The sequence below is a fragment of the Pullulanibacillus camelliae genome, from assembly GCF_014642655.1.
GTDB classification, from domain to species: Bacteria; Bacillota; Bacilli; order Bacillales; family Sporolactobacillaceae; genus Pullulanibacillus; species Pullulanibacillus camelliae.
Genome location: NZ_BMIR01000003.1, coordinates 160,913 through 181,615 on the forward strand (window position 1 = coordinate 160,913; position 20,703 = coordinate 181,615).

Consider the following 20,703-nt stretch of genomic DNA (forward strand, 5'->3'; position numbering starts at 1 on the left):
ATTCTCCTTAAAACGATTTATAAATACGATTCTGTTGCCACAAGAATCAATTCCGATGCTCCGTCAAAGTCATTCATGATTTGATGGGATTCGCTGGCACTAAAATAAATAGCTTCACCCTGATTAGCGGTATAACAGCGATGGCCTAAGCGAACCTTGATGCACCCTTTAAGGACATAAGCAAAGGTTTCAGAAAGGGAAGGTTCGAAGCTTTTAAAGGCACCCCTTTTTTCTAATACCAGGCGAATGGGCTCCATGTCCTTCTCGTTTGATTCTGGAACAAGCCATTGGACATGGTAGCCCATGTCCTCATCGGTGTAATCTGTTTGATCTACTGCTTGATAAACCACCTTTTGGACGGCCTGCTTCTCATCGAAAAAATCTTTAGGAGAACAGCCAAGCACTTCAAGAATATCGAGGAAGGTTTCTAGAGATGGTGAACTCAAATCATTTTCGAGCTGTGAGATATAGCCCTTGCTGAGGTCTGTCCGTTCCCCAAGCTCTTCCTGTGTTAAGCCTTTTGTCAGGCGTAGATTTTTGATTTTATGACCGATTTTATTCATCAACTTATCCTTCCACAAGTTTAGGATCACTAAACTAAGAGTGTTATGGAGTTTACTAATACAAAACTTAAAGTTTAATATAAATCCTAGGTTATTATACACTAACTTTGATAAACGTCAACAATCACTAAATTAAAATTTTTGTGCAGGATAAACAGCCACGGATTACATGCCCGTGGCTGTGATTTGTGGCTATTTTGATTTTTAATAAGAGTTGTTGAAGATCATGGCGCAGGTGACTAGCAGGAGTAAGAGTAAGTAAACCTTAGAAAAAAGCTGATCAGGCAGTTTTTGAGCGAGTCGGATACCAATGGGAACACCGATAAAGCCACCGATGGCAATCCCTAAAAATGCGGGGAGATTGATATAACCAAAACAGGTCGCAGGCAAATGTGCTTGTGTTAGGCCAGTAAAAATGGAGCTGACAGACCCCACTAGAGCAATCGGCAGACTCAGCGGTGTTGCCAACGCGACTGCATTGATCATTTTTAATTTACATCGGCGTAGAAAGGGCACGGTGAGAATACTGCCGCCAACACCGAGAAGGGTGGCAATTATCCCAATACCACTGCCGACAAAATTGGTGAGCATCTGACGTGGCATTTGAATGTCATTCGCCTCTACACGGATAAACGATTTTTTAAGAAATGAGGAAATGATTGTGTAAAGGAGAAAGGCAATAAAGAGGTAGCGAAGCACCTCATCACTAAAGTAATGAGCAACTAAGCTGCCGATGAATGCTCCTACTGCAATAGCTGGAGCGAGCTTTAGAAAAATTGGCCAAATAATATTCCCCTTTTTATGATGGGAAAGAGTCGAGTTGGTCGAATTAATGATCATGATCGCAAGAGAAGTAGCAATAGCGACGTGCATGACGAGGCTGTCAGGGATATGCTGGCCAGGAAGCAGCCAATATAAAACCGGAACGACGATGATGCCTCCACCAAAGCCAAACAGACTTGAGAGAATACCGGTTAGGACGCCGATCGCTAAGAATTCGATGATTAAAATCATAAAATAAGGACACTCCTATTATGTACTTAAAAATTCTTTCTCCATTATACACCTACTTATTCTCGGAAACGATGTTAAATTGAATAAAAGAAATGTACAGGCCTCTTTTTGTTAGGAGGCATCGCATTGTGGGAATAATCAAGCCTCCTTTCTTAGCCTTGATGATAGTCAATCATATAGTATAAAAAGCACGCTTGCGTTATAATTGGTTAAAACGTTAAAGGGAGTTAAGGCGTTGAAGGTTGCTTATTTGGGTCCTAAAGGGACATTTTCAGAAGAAGCTGCATTTCGATATTTTGAGTCTGATCATCCAGATTGGACAATGTGTGACACCATTTTTGATGTCCTTGAGGCAGTTAAGAACAATCAAGTGGACCAAGGGATTGTTCCTATTGAGAACACGATTGAGGGTACGATTAATGTGACGATCGATGGGTTGCTTTCTCAAGGATTACATATTGAGGGAGAATTAATTCTCCCGATTGGCATGTATTTACTAGGGGCTAAAGACACAAAGCTTGAGAATGTAAAAGAAATCTGGTCGATCCCACCTGCGTTAAGCCAATGTCAAGACTATATTCATGATCTGAAAGCGGTGGTTAAGCATTTCAATAGTACAGCCTCTGCTGCCAAAGCTGTTAAAGAGTCAGGGCGTCATGATGTGGCTGCTATCGCTTCTGAATGGGCAGGGCAAGTCTTTGGACTGAACATATTAGATCGAAATATTCAGGACAATTTGGTGAACCATACTCGATTTATTGTGATGACGAAGGAACAGAAGGTAAATGCTAACGCATCGAAAACGATGCTTGTCGTTTCACCCGGTGAGGAGCGCCCTGGAGTTTTGTCTGTTATATTAAATGTTTTTTCCTCTCTGGCGATTAACCTGACCTGGATTGAATCACGTCCAACAAAGAAAAAGCTGGGGACCTACCGTTTCTTTATAGAAGCTGAATTAGGTGCCCATGAGATGAATATGAAAAAGGCAATAACTATACTTGAAACACTTGGTCATCATGCCCGTGTATTGGGCAGCTATAGTACAACTAAACTATGACAATAAAGACATGGTGAGAGAGGGCCATGTCTTTTACTTCATACCAAGGGGGCTCGGGTCCGAGATAATTGGAGCTAGGCCATGTCTCACTATCAAAGGAAAGAAGGATACACAGATGAAACTCAGCATTCTTGATCAATCGCCCGTAATGGAAAAGAGTTCGGCTAAAACGGCTTTAGAAGCATCGGTAGCTTTGGCTCAAGAGGGGGAACGCCTTGGCTATCATCGCTATTGGATCGCAGAGCATCATGATATAGCGGGCCTTGCTTGCCCAGCACCAGAAGTGATGCTTGCTTATATCGGTGCGCGTACAGAAAGAATACGTCTTGGCTCAGGAGCTGTGCTTCTGCCGCATTATAAGCCATATAAGGTTGCGGAAACCTTTAACTTGCTGGCGACCTTATTTCCTGGAAGAATTGATCTAGGCATCGGCCGAGCTCCTGGGGGATCAGCAGAGGCTTCTATTGCGCTTTCAGGAAATTTTTTAGAAAACGTGCGTCAGATGCCTCAGCTTCTTGAGACGCTTATTCATTTTTTTCAAAATGATTTTCCGGAGGATGAGATGTTTTCAAAAATTAAGGCTTCCCCTCAACCCCCGATTCATCCTCAGCTTTGGCTTCTTGGAACAAGTGAAAAAAGTGGCTTGCTAGCTGCTGAAAAGGGATTGGCCTATGCCTTCGGACATTTTATGAGCGATAATAATGGCCCGAAAGCTATAGCTGATTATCAACAGGCTTTTCAATCCCGCGGGGCTGTGCTTAAAAGTCCTTGTGCACTTGTGGCTGCCTCCGTTATTTGTGCTGAAACAACAGAGGAGGCCGAGGCTCTCGCTTTGCGCGGAGGGGTTCGGCAGATCCTGAGAGAGCGCGGCGAGGCGGTACACGATTATCCTACTTTAGAGGATGCACGCTCCTTTCTTATGACCACGGAGGAACGCGCGCAGTTTGCAGAAAGAAAAAAGAGGTTGATCATCGGGAATCCTAAGGAGGTTAAGGAGCAGTTATATGCCCTTCAGCACCTCTATGGGACAGATGAAATCATGATTGTGACGTTAACGCCTACCTATGTCGAGCGTCAGCGTTCCTATCAGTTCATTGCGAAGGAAATGCTTTAGCCATCAATGGAACAGATGCCGCATTTCCCCTTCTATTTGCGGAATGAGAAGGGAGATGTTGGTCACTCGTGACTTTAGCGGGTATTAGAGAGCCGATTTATATATAAATTTTATTTGTTATCTGGAAAATATAGATAATTATGTTATATTAATGCTATTCACCTTTTGGCGCAAGCTTCCCGCTGCTTTTACACTTCTACTATTTGGTGCGGCGGCCTATTGGACATTATCGAGTCTTGTTGGTCAGCTTGCTGAGTCCTATTTCTCTTACATTGGTTTAAACCCTATCATGATCACACTGATTTTTACGCTTGCAAACCTTGTTGCTATTATTGGAAACAAATACGTAAAACAGGTAAAACGTTGGTGGGGATGGAGCTGTTGGCTGATGGTGACCCCCTTGATTTATGCAGGGGCATTACTCTTTTTTATAAGCTCTACAGCCCATTTTGTCACACAATGGATAAGCTGGGGGCTGGTATTGCTGGGTCTTTTTTTAGGCAAGCTGCTATCGGGAGTGAATGAAGGTATGATCGATGGCACCATTACCGCTTTGGCTCCAGACTCTTTTAAAGCAACGACAATGTCTACAATGGAGACGATAATGGCGTTAGGATTCGTGATAATATTTCCCATGCTTGGCGGTATTCAAAGTTTTCTTGGCTACTCATGGATGTTCATTGTACTGACTTTATTATTTATTGGATTAAGTCGGGCGGCTTGGATTTTTAAAGAGAGGTGGCTGGAATTAGAGCAGTCAATGAAGGAGGAAAGTGTAACTAAGGTTTAAAAGGAAAAAATGATCTGGGGGATTTGTACGTCAAAATCGCCCAGATCGAAAAATAGAGAAAATCAACCATAAAAACATGAGAATGATGATGACGATACCGATGCCAACAATGGGGAAGAAGTCGAGAAAATTATTGCCAAAGGTTTTAGCGATAATAAGTCCGACGATGATAATGCTACATGCAAGCAATGTCACACTGAAGGAAATACGGTTGCCAATACGATCGATCCTTAATAACAGCTTATCGATCTGTGGGAGCTCCATTTCTAGGCGGACATCCCCGCGATCCACTTTGGTTAGTACCTTTTTAAGCAGGCGAGGGAGGCGATAGCTATCATCGGCGAGGTCTTGCAGCCCCTCCCAAAGTCTTGCTAAGATATTTTTAGGGTTGGCTTTATCGATGAGCAGCTTTTTGCCAAAGGGTTCTGCAAGATGTACGAGGCTGATGTCTGCATCGAGATCCGTGATAATCCCCTCGAGTGTCATCAATGCTTTTCCAAGTAAGGTATAGTCCTTCGGTATCGTAATCTTATGCTTTTGTGTCGTAGCGAATAGATCAGCGATGGCGTCAGCAATATTCACCTTACTAAACGGAATATCATAATATTTATCTCTAAGGTCATCAAGATCATCTTTTAATTTGCCTTCATTTATGTCCTCTCGGGTGATTGCCATATTTAAGACGGTTCGCAGTAATGTATCTGTATCTCTGCGCATTAAACCAATGATGAGAGAAGCAAAATTATTTTTCATCTCTTGTGTGAGCTTGCCAACCTGACCAAAGTCGAGATAAGCGATTTTATTTCCTGGTAGGAAGAAGAGATTGCCTGGATGAGGATCACCATGGTAGATCCCGACAACAAGCACTTGATGAAGAAAGGAGTGTACAAGCCGTTCAGCTAATATTTTTTTATTGAATTGATCATCGGGAATCGCTTGAATATCCGTATATTTTTTTCCCGTAATATAGGACATCGTCAGCACGCGTTTTGATGTGAAATCCCAATAAACCTTAGGAATGATAATATGCTCATCATTCACAAATTGTTTGGCAATTTTTTCGGCATTGCGTCCTTCTTGGGAGTAGTCCATTTCACTTTTAATGGCTTCAGATAATTCATCAATGATATCTCTTATTTGGTAGTGCCGCGCCCAGTCAAAGCGCTGTTCGACAAGTCTGGCAAGATCTCTTAAAATTTCAATATCCGTGTCAATTTGTTTTTCGATGTAAGGCCTTCGTACTTTGACGGCAACGGTTTCTCCTGATTTTAAGGTCGCTTGATGGACCTGACCGATCGATGCCGCTGCTAGACATTCTGGTGAAAATGATGTGAATAGCTCATCAATAGGGGCACCAAGCTCTGTTTCTACCAAGGTTTTGACGAGGGCTGTATCAATGGGCTTCACATCGTCTTGGAGCTTCTCAAGCTCTTGTGTCAATTGATTAGGGAGAAGATCACTGCGAATACTGAGAAGCTGACCCAACTTAATAAATGTTGGGCCTAAGGTTTCCATTAGGAGTCGTACTCTTTTTCCGGCGGAGGCCTGATCAGATTCAAAATTAATTTTTATCTTCTTAAGAGGATTGGCGATCAAATGAAAGAGCCCAATCTCTTTGACAATATACCCAAATCCAAATTTTGCTAGAGCGGTGACAATTTCACGATAACGATTCATATGTCGGATTCTTTTTGTCAGCATGATCCTCTTCACCTTCGATACTGCAGAGTTATTAATCGTCTTCTGTTTGCTTGCCTTCTAAAGCCTCTAAGCGTTTTTTGACAGCATCTAATTCTTCATGCGTGACAAAACCGAGCTTTTTCAAGGTATCCTTGATATCTTGGCGAAAGCCTTCACTCCAATCAGATTGTTTATCCTTTCCTTTTTCAGCAAGCTCATCAATCAAGCGTTTGGCTTCTTGTGGGGCAAGCTCGCCATTTTTTACAAATTCCTTTACGTACTTTTCAGCTTTTTCTTTGCTGGCAAGTGCAGCACCTAGGCCAAGATAAAAGCCTTTTCTAATCAACTCATTCATGTTAGGTCCACCCTTTCTTTTTCCCTTAATATATCATTACCCTAAATGACTGTTCAATTATCCTTTTCTTTTTAAAAATATGTGAAAGGAGGGTAAACTATAATTAAAGATAAATGGGAGGGGCAAATGGAATGAAGGTTGCTTTTATATCGGATATTCATGGTAATGCGGATGCGTTAGCAGCAGTACTAGAAGATATTCGCAACAAACGTGCGGATGCCGTCAAGATTTTGGGTGACCTCTGCTTTCGCGGCCCCGAGCCGAAGCAGGCATTAGATTTGATTAGACAATCCGATGCACAAGTGATTAAAGGCAATGCAGATGCCTGGGTTGTGCGTGGAATTAGGCGGGGAGAGGTTCCCGATGAGGCCTTGGAGACGATGTGTCAAGAAAGAGATTGGACTTATGCACAGCTCAGCGAGAAGGATATCAAGTATTTGCAGACCCTTCCTGAAGAGATTCAAGGGACACTCGCAGGAACAGTGCCCTTTCATGCGTTTCATGCGACACCGTCAAGCTTGTTTAAGAATATCCAAGCAAATGCTGGTCCAGAGGCGATTCAGGAAAATTTATTGGTCAAGGATGCGGCGCTCTACCTTTATGGACATATTCACACCGCCTATATCAAGTACATAAATGGAAAATGCGTTGTCAATTTGGGAAGTGTCGGTCTGCCTTTTGATGGACTTGATCAGGCCTCTTATGCCATGGTCACTGTAGAGAATGGGCGGTACAGCGTGTCGATTGAAAGAGTGCCTTATGATACTGAAAAGGTTATTCAAAAATACCAACAATCTGGCTATCCCAATGCACAGGCCTTAATCACTATCATTAAAAATGCGCAGATTTAAAGCCTTGAGAGGTTTGATCTGTTCTTGAAAAAGGGTATAGGGGTTTAAAAATAACCTTCGAGAGGATGAAAGATTTGGAACTTGGATTAGCAAATAAAACAGCGATTGTCACAGGTGGTAGCAAAGGAATTGGTAAGGCCATTGCTAAGGCGTTAGCCAAAGAAGGCTGCAATGTGGTGATTTGCGGACGAGGAAAAGAAGAATTAGATAATGTCCAAAGTGAGATCCAGACAGAGGGCGGAGAGATTTTCGCTGTTCAGGCGGATATCACAAAGCAACAGGATGTTGAAAGTCTAATATCAGAGACGATTAGTCACTATAATACCATTGATATTTTGGTGAACAATGCGGGGATTGTCGGCGGTTTTTATAATTTTGAGGCGTTATCAGTGGATGACTGGCAGGAGGTCTTTGATGTCAATGTCTTTGGCATGGTGCGTGTGACCAAAGCGGCCCTTCCCTATATGCGCAAGGCGGCCTCAACACGAATTATTAACATTAGCTCGGAGTCTGGTATCCAGCCAGATGCCTTTATGCCACATTATAATGCAACAAAGGCAGCGATGATTAATTTTACAAAGAGCTTATCCAAGGCTTATGCCAAAGACGGTATTTTGGTGAATAGTGTTTCTCCAGCGTTTATCATGACACCTTTGCTTGAAGATAATTTACAAAGGGATGCTGAAGCTCAGAGTATTGCTTTTGATGAAGCAGTACAAGCTTTTTTGAAAGAGAATAGGCCGCATATCGAGGTCAAGCGTCCAGGTCTACCAGAAGAAGTGGCGGCAGCCGTTGTCTTTTTGGCTTCTGATCAAGCTTCCTTTATAACAGGCGAAAATATCCGTGTAGATGGAGGGTCAATTGCTTCTCAGGGGGCTTAGAAAGAGCCATAATCTAAAATAGGTATTCATCCTTGCTGAAGGGCTGAGTCCAGCATTTTCGGTTAATGAACTGAACGTCAGGGTAGGCTAGAGAAAAAGGAGGTTTTCCAGCCGTGATTTGGACAATTATTGGTATTTTAGTACTCTTATGGCTTCTTGGATTCATGTTCCATATCCTAGGCGGACTTATCCACATTCTTTTAGTCATCGCCGTTGTTTTGTTTATTGTTTATCTGATCAAACGCATTTTTGCCCATCATTAGCACGTCACCTAAGGGTCATCCTCGGGTGAGGTGCTTTTTTTTAATAAGAAAGAGGATATAACACTTTGGGTGTAAATGGAGTGGAGCATGCACGTTTTCGCGGGAGTCTCGCGCCCCGCGCTTCAATCCATTTGACCTTGCAATGAACCTAGACAAGAACCAGGCGCGTGCTCTTGGGGAGCAAAACTCTATCTAGCCTTAGACCGTAGAACATGACTGAAGGCTATTGGCATGAAGGGGGCTGACTAATAACTATTATTGATAATAATTATCAATAAAATGCTGTTATCATATAGGCAACGACAGTCATATAGGGTATAATTTGTAGATAAAAAGTGATGGGGGGATGGGGTTGATTCGCCGTTTTTTTTCTTATTATAAGCCTTATACGCGTTTGTTTATTTTAGACTTTTGTTGTGCGGTGGTTTGTGGGATTTTAGAGCTCATGTTTCCACTTGCTGTTAATAAGGTGATCGATAAATTATTGCCAGGTCATGATTGGTCTTTAATTGTTTGGGCAAGTATCGGTCTGCTTTTAATGTATTCATTTAATACCGGTCTGCAGTTTATTGTGACGTACTGGGGTCATAAGCTCGGTATCAATATTGAAACGGATATGCGGACAAAACTATTTAATCATATTCAAAAGCTATCCTTTCGTTTCTTTGATAATAATAAAACAGGCAATCTGATCTCCCGTATGACTAATGATCTATTTGAGATCGGCGAGGTCGCACACCATGGCCCAGAAGATATCTTTATTGCGGTGATGACTTTATTAGGTGCTTTCTTTATGATGCTTGCGATTAATTGGAAGCTGGCAGTAATGACATTTGTCATCATCCCGTTTTTAACCTGGCTTATTGTTTTTTGCAATAAAAGAATGACACACACCTTTCGGCACATGCATGAGAATGTCGCAGAATTTAGCTCACGGATTGAGAATACCATTGGTGGTATTCGTGTTGTTCAAGCTTTTTCTAATGAAAAGCACGAGCGGGCAAGATTCGATATCAATAATAAAAGGCTGAGACAAACAAAGCTGCGTTCCTACAAAATCATGGGATATAGTACAGCTGTCAGCTATATGATGATGCGCTTTATGACCTTGTTTGTACTGATTTGTGGGACATGGTTTGTGCTTCATGGTGAGCTATCTAATGGTGAATTTGTTGGTTTTATTCTCTTAACTAATGTTTTCTTTCGACCAGTGGAGAAAATCAATGCGGTAATTGAAAGCTATCCAAAAGGGATTGCCGGTTTTAAACGCTATACGGAAATACTCGATACAGCGCCTGATATCAGTGATAAGCCTGGAGCGTTGGCTATTGATAAGGTAAGAGGAGACATTCACTATGACAAGGTGACCTTTGGCTATGAGGATGGCAGTCAGGTATTAAAGGATATTGACTTAACGATCAAGGCTGGAGAGACAGTGGCATTTGTTGGCCCTTCGGGAGCTGGGAAGTCCACTTTATGTACCTTATTGCCAAGGTTCTATGAAGTCGATTCTGGTCGTATCACCGTCGATGGTATGGATATTCAAGATATTACTCTATCTTCCTTACGTCAACAAATTGGTATTGTGCAGCAGGATGTCTTTTTATTTTCGGGGACTATAGGAGAAAATATTGCCTACGGTAAGCTGGATGCAACAGATGAAGAGATTTGGCATGCAGCGCGTCGTGCGCAGCTGGAATCCTTCATTCAATCGCAAGAAGATGGACTTAATACCATCATTGGCGAACGCGGCGTGAAGCTCTCAGGTGGGCAAAAGCAAAGACTTTCCATTGCGCGAATGTTCTTGAAAAATCCACCGATTTTGATTCTGGATGAAGCGACTTCAGCGTTAGATACGGCGACAGAAGTGGCGATTCAGCAAGCCCTTATGGAGCTCTCCGAGGGACGAACGACACTCGTAATTGCTCATCGCCTGGCTACTATCAAGCATGCCGACCGCATTATTGTGGTAACAGAAGACGGCATTAACGAGCAGGGGGATCACAATGAGTTGCTTTCCAAAGGTGGGATCTATAGTCAGCTTCATCAGGCGCAATTTGGATAAGATTATAAGTGCTATATCAAAGATTTACTATATAAATATCTATTTATTCCTTGGGAAATAATTGAGTTGTTTTTTTGGAGAGCGGGCAGAAGCCTTCTGTCCTAGCCTCCTTCTTTGGGAAATATCATAATCCATGCATGTCCACGCCAACCGTATTATACTAGAAACAATACTTTTAAAGTTAAAGAGGAGGATGTGACTATGGATTACGTAACTCTCAAAAAAACGGATATGAAGATCTCAACGCTTGGATTGGGAACAAATAAAGTAGGTGGTCATAACTTTTTTAAAGAGTTGAGTGAAAAGGATGGTAAGGATTTTGTTAAAACGGCTATCGATTTAGGGATCAATTTTATTGATACTGCCGATGTGTATGGCTTAGGGCGCTCAGAAGAGCTAATTGGTGAGGTATTAAGAGAAATCAGCACCAAGCGTGATGATTTAATTATTGCTACTAAAGGCGGAAATGAATGGGATCAATCTGGCCATGTCAGAAAGAATAACCGTCCAGGATATTTGCGCTCTGCACTAGAAAAGAGCTTAAAGAGACTTGGCACAGACTATGTTGATTTATACTACCTTCACTTTCCAGACAACGAAACGCCTTTGGCAGAATCGCTAGGTGAGCTAACACGCTTGAAAGAGGAAGGCAAGCTCAGAGCTATAGGTGTTTCAAATCTTAACATTGACCAGCTTAAAGAGGCAGATAAGGTGGCCGAGGTTGCTGCCCTGCAATCAGGCTATAACATGGTTGACCGCGATGTCGAAAAAGACGTCTTACCGTATTGTGCGGAACATGGAATAAGCTTCATTCCTTATTTCCCGTTGGCGTCTGGATTACTCAGTGGAAAGTATGATACACAATCAACCTTTGAAGACGGTGATAATCGCAAGCAGCGCTTTACCCCGGAAAAGCTGAAGCTTGCAGAGGAGCTCAAAGCGTTTGCGGAAGCTAAACAAACGACACTTCCAAAGCTTGCCTTGGCTTGGTTATTGGCTCAGGATGGTGTGGATGCGGTGATCCCTGGAGGGAGAAATCCTGCACAAATTCAGAGCGTTGCTTCTGCTGTTGATGTGAAATTAACTTCAGAAGATCTTCAGAAGTTAAGAGAGACCTTAGGCTAATATAAGTAGAATAGGAAAGGGAGCTCCGCTGGTTCGGAACTCCCTTTTTTCAATGTAATCCAAGAAGGTACAAAAAATTTTGGGTGCAAATGAAGTGGATAGTGCCCGTTTTCCCGCCATGCTGCTCGCTTTCTGTGGGCTCACCTGGTTCATTATCCCGCAGGCATCTTGGGAATTTGATATTCACATGCATGTGTCATCAAATCCCTTTTTATCTCTAGGAAAAGATTGAGTGTTTAATACTAGAAAATATAACAACTGCGCTTAACTTTTTCGCGCCTTTAAAACGATTGCTTGGCCTTGAAAGGAAATCACTTGGTCCTCTTTGATGTGAATATGGAAGGTCTCTTTTAGGGAAGAGGGGGTGTTAACCATGAGCGCAGTAAGTTCCTTTTTCTGAATATCTGTGAGGCTCATGCGGTCACACCATGAGTCAAAGGCAAAGACTTTATCAAAGCAGAAGAGGGCATCGATTGTAAAACCGCCTGCTTCTATCTTGCTAAGCCACTCTGATTTTTTCCAAGCGCGATGATGACTTTTATCTCTTAGCTTTTCAATTTGGTTGTAAAAATGGTCAGCGGTATTATTCTCGGGTGCTACATTGTCATCAAGTAAAAATTGCCCGTTGGGTTTGAGCACGCGATAGGCTTCAGAAATAAAGGCATCCACATTGGGGAAGTGATGAGGGGCAATGCGACAGGTGACTACATCGAAGGTTTCTGCTTGAAAGGGCATCGCTTCTGCATCACCTTTAACAAATGAAACGTTTGTGTGACCGTTTTGTGTGATAAAGGTTTCAGCGGCCTTGAGCATCTGGGGTGTTAAATCGAAGGCTGTCACTTGGTTCACATAAGGGGCTATCGCATTGGCAACATGGCCCCCACCCGTTGCAACATCAAGCACCGCTTCCTTTCCTCTCTTCTCGATACTATCAATGAGTACTTGCAGGTCGGCTCCCTTTTCATGAAGCGGACTATGGATATAAGCCAGAGCATTTTGTCCAAATTGATTGATAACATCCTTTTTTGTTGACATTAATGAACAGGCTCCCTTCGGTGCTTCCTAAGCTATACATCTATCTTCTCCGATTTGTACTTATAAGTAAATGTTCATTTTACTATTACGAGTGATAACTATTTGTTATGACTTAAGGTGTTGTCATAAATAAGAGGGCTGGGACAGAAGGCTTCAGCTCATAGAGAATCCGAACGCATTCACAATTTTGAAGGCATGCGTTCGGATTTCTGAAAAGATAGGAAAGTATAAAATTAAATGTAAGAGACTTAGACTAAGAAGCCCCTGTTCCTGCATTTGTGCTAGACTTGCTTTGTCGTCAACTTCCTCGGAACAACGCGTCGTTTATTCGTGAAGTAACGCTGTCCTCGTCCCCGCAGGAGTCTCCGTATTTTGGCTACGCTTCCCGTTTCCCTGGCTACTTATCCCTTCGGTTTTCGCTTTGTCTCAGCCTCTAGACTTTTATAGGGGCTTTACTTCACTTCTAGCGTCCATTGGAAAGGATCGGGTTCTTTTCCAAGCTGGATATTAGTAATGGATTCATATAAACGCTTGGCGATGTTGTCGGAACGATCCTGTGCAAAAGTGATTTTTTGATTGTTCCAGCTGAGTTCTCCGACAGGGGAGATAACAGCCGCTGTCCCAGCTCCGAAAGCTTCTTCTAGTTCACCGCGGTAATAGGCATCGAAGACTTCTTCAATCGAAATCTTTCTTTCAGAAACAGGTACATTCCAATATTCCAATAACTGAAGGACAGAGCTTCGCGTAATACCACTGAGAATACTGCCGTTTAACTGTGGGGTGACAACCTCACCTTTTATTTTAAAGAAGATGTTCATGCTGCCGACTTCTTCAACATATTTATTTTCTTTGGCATCGAGCCATAACACTTGGTCATAGCCCAGTGCTTCAGCTTCTTCCTGTGCTTTTAGGCTTGCGGCATAATTGCCGGAGGTCTTGACATGCCCCACCCCGCCCTTGGCTGCGCGAACATAATTTTCCTCAACGTAAATCTTAACGGGTTTAAGCTGATCTCCACCATAATAGGAACCGACAGGGGATAGAATGATTAAGAATTTATAGCGCTTGGACGATCTAACCCCAAGGTACGGCTCCGTGGCAATGATAAACGGACGGATATATAGTGATGTGCCCTCACCATCGGGCACCCAATCTTTTTCAATCGTGATGAGCTGCATAATCGCATCTAGTACGAGTTCTTCATCTAGTGTAGGAATACTCATCCTTTGACAGGAAAAGTTAAGCCTTTCGATATTCTTATTAGGTCTAAATAGCTGAACCTTGCCATCCTGTGTTCGATAGGCTTTCAGACCTTCAAAAATCGCTTGCCCATAATGGAATACCATCGAAGAGGGTTCTAATGTGAGCGGTTGATACGGCACAACTTTAGGTTCATGCCATCCCCTCGTTTCATCGTAATCCATGACAAACATATGGTCTGTAAAATACTTTCCAAATCCTAAGGATTCAGCTGGTTGTTTTTCTTTCTCTCTGTTTGTTTTAACAAAATCAATGACTTGCTTCACGCGTAAGCATCCCTTTCTTATGTCGTCTGTACAATGGCGATTTTTCATTCGATTATATCAGTCTTTTTAGAATTTAACCAGTCTAAATGTTTAATAAATTGATAATTTAACGAAAAATTTTGTTATTTCGCCATGTCTTCGACGATTTTAAAGAGAAATCGGTGCTTTTAAAGCGTTTTGAATGGCTGTTTCGATTTGAGATGGTTTGGTTTGTGGCGCATAACGCTGCAAGACATTTCCTGAACGATCAATGAGAAACTTTGTGAAATTCCATTTAATTTTTTTTGAAAACAATCCTGATTGCTGGGTGGTCAAGTAATTATAGAGCGGATGGGCATTCGGACCGTTGACATCAATGCGGCTAAACATTTGGAAACTAACGCCATAATTCTTCTGACAAAAAGCCTGGGTTTCTTCGTTGGAACCTAGCTCCTGATTTTTAAATTGATTACATGGAAATCCGAGCACTTCAAAGCCTTCCTCTTGATACTTTTCATAAAGCTGTTGAAGCCCTTCAAATTGTGGTGTAAAGCCACATTTACTCGCTGTATTGACAATGAGGAGTACCTTGCCTTTGTAATCTTCTAAAGACTTGTCTGTACCATCAATGGTTTGTGCTGAAAAATCATAAATAGTCAAAGCGACCACCTCCATTTTTTCACACCATAGCATGCTTCTTCATTAAGATTCAACTTTTATGCCGTAAGATGTTGAATACTTAGTCGAGCTCACTAAGAAACGCATCGATTGCCCGATTGATTTCTTCTGCGGTTGGCTCTTCTGATTCACAGGGGAAGGGAAGCTCTCTTACAAGACTCCCATCGATCTCGTTACGTATAAATAGCATGCCACTGTTATTAAGGGGGCTGTATACCGCCTTAAAGTCATAACCATTTTGTTGTAAATGAAAATCCATTGCCTGATTCCTCCGTAGGCTTGATTCTTCTTTCTAAAATTAGGATATCCATTTTGATTAAAGGTATTCATCTAATCTATTAATCTCAGTGTTATTAAGCAAAAGTTAAGAATCATTTAGGATACTGGAGTCAAGAAATCAAGAGATCTCTCAAAAAGGTAAAAGGAGAATGAAAATGAAGAAATGGTTGATCACTATAGTGGCTTTAATTCTTATCGTTGGTGGAGGAACGACATGGTATGTAACGGCTAAAGGCAAAAGTCAGGCCATTACGATCATTAATCAAACGGCAACTGTGAAAAAAGGGACCATTGAATCCAAAGTGAGTGGCTCAGGAAGTCTGGAGCCAGCAACTGATAAAGATATAACTGTTTCGGAGTCCAAGACTGTAGATGAGATCCTAGTGTCAAAAAATGACACAGTGAAGAAAGGGGATGAACTCCTCTCCTATACAGATGGCACAGAATTAGACGCTCCAGCGGATGGCACGATCACCTCACTAAGTGTCTATGATGGCAGTCGAGTGAATGCTGGACAAACCGTAGCCCATTTAACTAACTATCAAAGTTTAAATACAGTTATTCAAGTGGATGAACTAGATATTCCTGAGGTCAAAGTGGGTCAATCGGTCAATGTCACAGTCAATGCTTTTCCAGATAAAACTTATACAGGTAAGGTCACTGCGATTGCCAAGGAAGGGACAGTCAATAATGGCGTCTCAACATTTGATGTCACGGTCCATTTGACCTCATCAAAAAATTTAAAGGCTGGCATGACAACAACAGCGGAAATTATTACAAGTAAAAAGGATAATGTCCTGTATGTTCCAGTTGACGCTGTTCATAAAAATGGAGCTACCTCTTATGTTCTTGTTTCTGAAGCGAACTCTAACAATGACGTAAACGACAATGTTTCTGGCGTCAAACAGGTCAAAGTAGAAACGGGTACACACAATGACAGCTATGTAGAGATCAAATCAGGCTTGCAAGAGGGACAAGTCGTGCAATTGCCACAAATCGAACGCAGCCAATCTAATAGCTCATCCAGTGATAAGCAGCAAATGACACCAGGAGGCGGAGGTTTTGGCGGTGGCTTCGGTCAAGGCACCTTTCGCAATGGTGGTGGTAATTTCGGTGGACGTTCTGGTGGACAAGGCGGTATGGGAGGGAATCGCTAATGGTTGAAGCGATCATTCACATGCGTGATTTAGTTAAACAATATAAAATGGGCGATAATGTGGTGACAGCTTTAGACCATGTCACTTTCACTGTTGAAAAGGGGGACTTTGTTGCTATCGTTGGTCCCTCAGGCTCTGGAAAGTCTACATTGATGAATATGATCGGTTGCTTGGATAAGCCTGATCAAGGTGAATATATCTTAGAAGGGCACACAGTGAATACATTGAAGGATGTTCAGCTTGCAAAAATAAGGAATGAGAATATCGGATTTATTTTTCAGAATTTTAACCTTCTCGGTCGGCTTACAGCAGTTGAAAATGTCGAGCTTCCCTTGATTTATCGTGGGATGAAGGCGAAGGAAAGAAGGGAGTGCGCACTGCGCAGTCTTGAACAAGTCGGGATTGTTGACCGGGCGAATCATTATCCTAACCAGCTTTCTGGGGGCCAACAACAGAGAGTGGCTATTGCCCGTGCTTTAGCCGGTACACCACCTATTTTATTAGCGGATGAGCCAACAGGTGCTCTCGATAGCAAAACAAGTCAAGAAATCATGGATGTCCTCATTCAACTGAACAATGAAGACCATACCATCATTTTAATCACCCACGATCGCGATGTTGCTCAAAAGGCAAAGCGGATGATCATGATTAGTGATGGTCGGTTGACCGAAACGGAGGGAACTCAGCATGAGTCTGTTCACATCCATTAAGCTAGCCATGCGCAACATAAAAGGGAATAAACTGCGGGCACTATTAACCATGCTTGGCATTATCATAGGAGTATCATCGGTCATTGCTTTGGTATCCATAGGTCAAGGCTCCAGTAAGTCCGTGACCGATAGCATTAATAGTCTAGGGACACATTTACTAACGGTCAATATTAGCAATACAGATGTACCATTTACCATGGATGACGTTGATAAGATCAATAAAATTGATGCGGTCAAAAATGTGTCCCCTGTTCTTTCAGGACGGGTGACATTAAAGAATGGGGAAACAACAACAGATGTCGCCTTGACAGGCTCCAATGCTGCTTATAAATCTGTACGCAATTTGTCAGTCTCAAATGGTCGTTTCATCACGGATATCGATATGGATTATCGTCAGAAGGTCATTGTCTTAGGGAGTGAAACCGCTCAAACCCTTTTTGGTATGGAAAATCCTGTGGGACAAAAGCTACTTGTCAATGGCGACAGTTATAAGGTTGTTGGTGTTTTGACTGAGAAAGGCGGGTCCATGGGTGAAAATACCGATGATACCGTAATTATTCCTTTTTCTACAGCACAACGTTTGCTCGGAACAACACATATTCAGCAATTCTATGCCCAAGCTAAAAATGAGGCGTCATTAAATATTGCAATGATGATGATTGAAAGAAATCTCTACCAAACCTTTGGGGATTCTGATAGTTATACAGTAGCTAATCAGCAGGATGTCATGGATACGATGAGTTCAGTGAACGATACGATGACGATGCTGCTAGCGGGGATTGCTAGCATTTCATTATTAGTTGGAGGCATCGGCATCATGAATATCATGTTTGTCTCGGTGACAGAGCGCACGAAAGAAATCGGTATTCGTAAATCAATTGGGGCAAGGCGTAAGGACATCCTTTTACAATTTCTAATTGAGGCCGTTGTTTTAAGTGCTCTAGGTGGATTAATCGGCGTAGGGATAGGGCTAATAGCGACTAAGATTTATGCAGTCGCCACCGGTTCTGATGTGGTCTACTCCGTAGCGATGATGCTCTTTGCTTTCCTTTTCTCACTGGTCGTGGGCATCATCTTTGGTGTTTTCCCAGCAAATAAAGCGTCCAAGCTCAATCCCATCCAAGCCTTGCGATTTGAATAATGCTTTACTACAAGAGGTCGACTCAGGGAAGCACTTACCTTGGGTCGACCTTGCTTTAAGCAGGGGGCCAGGGATGAATCTATAAAAAGGTAACTTTGTAAAAGAGTAAAAACCCGGCGTTTAAAGGTTGACTGTTTGGTATGGGTCTTGCTTTTTAAAAGCTCTTAAGGGTAAATTGTCATGTATACCCCAGAGTCCTTAAGATGAATGAGGAGGTCACTCATGAAGTTATTGTTGGTTGAAGATAATGAAGTATTATTAGAATCCATTGAGCAGCTTTTGGCGGAGGATTATGCCATTGATACAGCGGCAGATGGCGAAGAGGGACTCTATTTAGCACAGCAGAATATTTATGATGCCATCGTGCTCGATGTCATGTTACCGGGACTGGATGGTTTTAAGATCGTGAAGGTCTTGCGTGAAGAAGGAATTCAAACTCCTGTCCTCTTTTTGACTGCTAAGGATGCTTTGGAAGATCGCGTCAAAGGCTTAAACCTTGGTGCAGATGATTATATTGTCAAACCCTTCCAAAATATGGAGCTGTTAGCGAGGATTAGTGCAATCCTCCGTCGAAGTACTAATGGTATGAAGGATAAGACCTTAAGCTATAAAGGTATTGTCATCGATCTACAAAAGAAAAGAGTAACCGTTGACGGCGAGGTCATCTCCTTTACTATTAAGCAGTACGAACTATTGGAATATCTTATACAGAATGCAGAACAAATTCTCACTAGAGAGCAAATCTACGATCGCATCTGGGGCTTTGACTCGGATACAACGATTGGTATTGTCGAGGTCTATATTCATCAGCTTCGGAAAAAGCTTCAGCCATTTGGCTATGATAAGGATGTACAAACTATGAGAGGCATTGGTTATATGTTGGCAAGCCAATAAGGAGTTAAATAGTATGTTTCGAAAAACACTGAGAAGACTGACCCTTTTAAATGCCGTCATTTTTATTGTGCTCATGGGCCTGTTGGCGTCAGCTATCTTTTTTTATACTCAGCATGTGCTTTATCGCTCTGTCAATCAATCGCTCCAAGAGGGACTTTCAAGACCGATGCCACCTGGTCCGATGGGAGGAAATCGAGAGGATTTTCGCATTCATGGCAGGGCTATTTGGGATAAAGATAAAGCGCTACTTCAGAACAATGCTACAGTCGCCATTAAAAAGAAGTATATTCAACAGCTTTTTCCTTCTCATGTCGGACAATTTGAGGGAAAAGAAGTGAATGGCGTGCATTTTCGACTCTTCTCAAAAAAAGTGATGACTGTAGATCACGGGGGTGTGGTCATTGCAGCGTGGACGATTGATGATGAGCAAAGAAATCTTCTGGATACTCTATTGTTAATTATTATCATTGGTTGGTCGGTTGCCAGCATCCTAGCCTTTGTCGTCGGCTATTTTTTAGCAAAACGGGCTTTAGAGCCTATTAAACAAGCATGGGATAAACAGCAACAATTTGTTTCGGATGCTTCCCATGAATTGCGAACACCTCTTTCTATTATCCAAACGCGCATTGAGTTATTACTTAAATCGCCCAAGGCTCGAATTCAAGAAAAACTGAAGGATATTTCCATTACATTGAATGAGTCTAGACGCTTATCGAAGCTGGTTTCACATCTTTTGACGCTGGCACGATCAGATGCCAATCGTATTGAGATAGAAAAAAAGCCAGTAGCTATTAATGAACTGCTCAAACAGGTTTATGATCAATTTGATGAAATGGTAAGCTTTCAGGGGAAAACTTTGACGCTTAACAGTGCGCCTGCGCCGTTAAACATTTTAGGTGATCGTGAAAGGTTGTATCAGCTGCTTGTTATTTTAATTGATAACGCTATAAAGTTTACTGATGACAAGGAAGGGAGAATCATGATGACTTGCTCAAGTGATGGGCATCATGTCACGATTACGGTTGCAGATAATGGCATAGGGATTAGTAAACAACATCAACACCAAGTATTCGATCGCTTTTTTCAAGCGGATACCTCTAGGACAGATAGAGAAGGGAGCGGGCTTGGGCTTTCCATCGCTAAATGGATTGTTGATCAGCATGCTGGCAAAATAACCATTGAAAGTGAGTTAGGAGAAGGAACCCGCTTTATATTATCCTTTCCAAAGCTTAAAGAAGTGAATGTGTTAAAGGGAGCAAGAAGGGAATGAATGGGTGCCCCTTGCCATAGAAGTGTTTTCCGTTTAACTAAGAAAGGCTGTCTTTTTATTGGGTATATTGTCCTTCCATCGTGACAGGTGCTTGAACAGTAGGGACTAATGCGCTGGGCATGAATACTGTTTTGTATTTGCTGAAATCAGTCGGCACTTAAGAGCTCTTGTTAAAAGCTACTTTCTTCCGCTTTCAAATTGTGCAAAGTTACCGCATTGACTAATATTTCATTTAAATAGAAAAAAGCGTGTGGATAGGAATGATCCATACGCTTT

General features: G+C 42.2%; 21 protein-coding genes. 13 read left to right on the forward strand and 8 right to left on the reverse strand.

The window, feature by feature from the left end:
- Positions 1-17 precede the first annotated feature (17 nt).
- Together IEW82_RS05070 and IEW82_RS05075 are read right to left on the reverse strand one after the other, a co-directional pair.
- Complete coding sequence (locus tag IEW82_RS05070; RefSeq protein ID WP_188690155.1) at positions 18-563, reverse strand: helix-turn-helix domain-containing protein; 546 nt, start codon at positions 561-563, stop codon at positions 18-20.
- A gap of 204 nt (positions 564-767) precedes the next feature.
- Positions 768-1,577 carry a sulfite exporter TauE/SafE family protein gene (locus IEW82_RS05075; protein WP_188690157.1) on the reverse strand — a complete coding sequence of 270 codons (810 nt, stop codon included), beginning with the start codon at positions 1,575-1,577 and terminating at the stop codon, positions 768-770.
- Between the two features lie 235 nt (positions 1,578-1,812).
- On the opposite strand from IEW82_RS05075, the gene pheA reads away from it, so the two are divergent.
- From pheA to IEW82_RS05090, 3 genes are all read left to right on the forward strand, one after another.
- Complete coding sequence (gene pheA / locus IEW82_RS05080; protein WP_188690161.1) at positions 1,813-2,634, forward strand: prephenate dehydratase; 822 nt, start codon at positions 1,813-1,815, stop codon at positions 2,632-2,634.
- Positions 2,635-2,749: 115 nt separating this feature from the next.
- Positions 2,750-3,748 carry an LLM class flavin-dependent oxidoreductase gene (locus IEW82_RS05085; RefSeq protein ID WP_188690165.1) on the forward strand — a complete coding sequence of 333 codons (999 nt, stop codon included), beginning with the start codon at positions 2,750-2,752 and terminating at the stop codon, positions 3,746-3,748.
- Positions 3,749-3,899: 151 nt separating this feature from the next.
- Entirely contained in the window at positions 3,900-4,538 is a 639-nt protein-coding gene (locus tag IEW82_RS05090; protein WP_188690168.1) for a hypothetical protein, read from the forward strand.
- A 30-nt stretch (positions 4,539-4,568) separates the two neighbouring features.
- Here IEW82_RS05090 and IEW82_RS05095 read toward each other — a convergent pair whose 3' ends face one another.
- Both IEW82_RS05095 and IEW82_RS05100 read right to left on the reverse strand, forming a co-directional pair.
- Positions 4,569-6,239 carry an ABC1 kinase family protein gene (locus IEW82_RS05095; RefSeq protein WP_229672335.1) on the reverse strand — a complete coding sequence of 557 codons (1,671 nt, stop codon included), beginning with the start codon at positions 6,237-6,239 and terminating at the stop codon, positions 4,569-4,571.
- A 31-nt stretch (positions 6,240-6,270) separates the two neighbouring features.
- Positions 6,271-6,573, reverse strand: a complete 303-nt coding sequence (locus IEW82_RS05100) for a phasin family protein (protein WP_188690173.1) — start codon at positions 6,571-6,573, stop codon at positions 6,271-6,273.
- 131 nt (positions 6,574-6,704) lie between these two features.
- On the opposite strand from IEW82_RS05100, the gene IEW82_RS05105 reads away from it, so the two are divergent.
- The 5 genes from IEW82_RS05105 to IEW82_RS05125 all read left to right on the forward strand — a co-directional run bounded on the left by IEW82_RS05105 (position 6,705) and on the right by IEW82_RS05125 (position 11,758).
- Positions 6,705-7,424 (forward strand): metallophosphoesterase family protein, encoded by a 720-nt coding sequence (locus IEW82_RS05105; protein ID WP_188690176.1) that lies wholly within the window; start codon positions 6,705-6,707, stop codon positions 7,422-7,424.
- 74 nt (positions 7,425-7,498) lie between these two features.
- Positions 7,499-8,305 (forward strand): SDR family NAD(P)-dependent oxidoreductase, encoded by an 807-nt coding sequence (locus tag IEW82_RS05110; RefSeq protein ID WP_188690181.1) that lies wholly within the window; start codon positions 7,499-7,501, stop codon positions 8,303-8,305.
- 113 nt (positions 8,306-8,418) lie between these two features.
- Positions 8,419-8,568 carry a lmo0937 family membrane protein gene (locus IEW82_RS05115; RefSeq protein WP_188690184.1) on the forward strand — a complete coding sequence of 50 codons (150 nt, stop codon included), beginning with the start codon at positions 8,419-8,421 and terminating at the stop codon, positions 8,566-8,568.
- Positions 8,569-8,920: 352 nt separating this feature from the next.
- Complete coding sequence (locus tag IEW82_RS05120) at positions 8,921-10,633, forward strand: ABC transporter ATP-binding protein (protein WP_188690187.1); 1,713 nt, start codon at positions 8,921-8,923, stop codon at positions 10,631-10,633.
- Between the two features lie 201 nt (positions 10,634-10,834).
- A complete protein-coding gene (locus IEW82_RS05125) occupies positions 10,835-11,758 on the forward strand; it encodes an aldo/keto reductase (RefSeq protein WP_188690193.1) in 924 nt (307 codons plus the stop codon).
- Positions 11,759-12,022: 264 nt separating this feature from the next.
- Here the strand turns inward: IEW82_RS05125 and IEW82_RS05130 are convergent, their stop codons facing one another.
- The 4 genes from IEW82_RS05130 to IEW82_RS05145 all read right to left on the reverse strand — a co-directional run bounded on the left by IEW82_RS05130 (position 12,023) and on the right by IEW82_RS05145 (position 15,235).
- Positions 12,023-12,793, reverse strand: coding sequence for a class I SAM-dependent methyltransferase (locus IEW82_RS05130; RefSeq protein ID WP_188690196.1), 771 nt, complete (start codon positions 12,791-12,793; stop codon positions 12,023-12,025).
- Between the two features lie 452 nt (positions 12,794-13,245).
- Positions 13,246-14,319 (reverse strand): branched-chain amino acid aminotransferase, encoded by a 1,074-nt coding sequence (locus IEW82_RS05135; RefSeq protein ID WP_188690198.1) that lies wholly within the window; start codon positions 14,317-14,319, stop codon positions 13,246-13,248.
- 147 nt (positions 14,320-14,466) lie between these two features.
- On the reverse strand, positions 14,467-14,958 hold the full coding sequence (locus IEW82_RS05140) for a glutathione peroxidase (protein WP_188690201.1): 492 nt from the start codon (positions 14,956-14,958) through the stop codon (positions 14,467-14,469).
- A 79-nt stretch (positions 14,959-15,037) separates the two neighbouring features.
- Complete coding sequence (locus IEW82_RS05145) at positions 15,038-15,235, reverse strand: DUF5370 family protein (protein WP_188690204.1); 198 nt, start codon at positions 15,233-15,235, stop codon at positions 15,038-15,040.
- 175 nt (positions 15,236-15,410) lie between these two features.
- On the opposite strand from IEW82_RS05145, the gene IEW82_RS05150 reads away from it, so the two are divergent.
- From IEW82_RS05150 to IEW82_RS05170, 5 genes are all read left to right on the forward strand, one after another.
- A complete protein-coding gene (locus tag IEW82_RS05150) occupies positions 15,411-16,412 on the forward strand; it encodes an efflux RND transporter periplasmic adaptor subunit (protein WP_188690207.1) in 1,002 nt (333 codons plus the stop codon).
- Positions 16,412-17,122, forward strand: a complete 711-nt coding sequence (locus IEW82_RS05155) for an ABC transporter ATP-binding protein (RefSeq protein ID WP_188690211.1) — start codon at positions 16,412-16,414, stop codon at positions 17,120-17,122. Before IEW82_RS05150 ends, IEW82_RS05155 begins: the two co-directional genes overlap by 1 nt.
- On the forward strand, positions 17,100-18,263 hold the full coding sequence (locus tag IEW82_RS05160) for an ABC transporter permease (RefSeq protein ID WP_188690214.1): 1,164 nt from the start codon (positions 17,100-17,102) through the stop codon (positions 18,261-18,263). The genes IEW82_RS05155 and IEW82_RS05160 overlap by 23 nt, the downstream gene beginning before the upstream one ends.
- Positions 18,264-18,485: 222 nt before the next feature.
- Positions 18,486-19,157: a response regulator transcription factor gene (locus tag IEW82_RS05165; protein ID WP_188690216.1), complete on the forward strand. Its 672-nt coding sequence runs from the start codon at positions 18,486-18,488 to the stop codon at positions 19,155-19,157.
- Positions 19,158-19,170: 13 nt separating this feature from the next.
- Positions 19,171-20,427, forward strand: coding sequence for a sensor histidine kinase (locus tag IEW82_RS05170; protein ID WP_188690219.1), 1,257 nt, complete (start codon positions 19,171-19,173; stop codon positions 20,425-20,427).
- Positions 20,428-20,703: the final 276 nt, after the last annotated feature.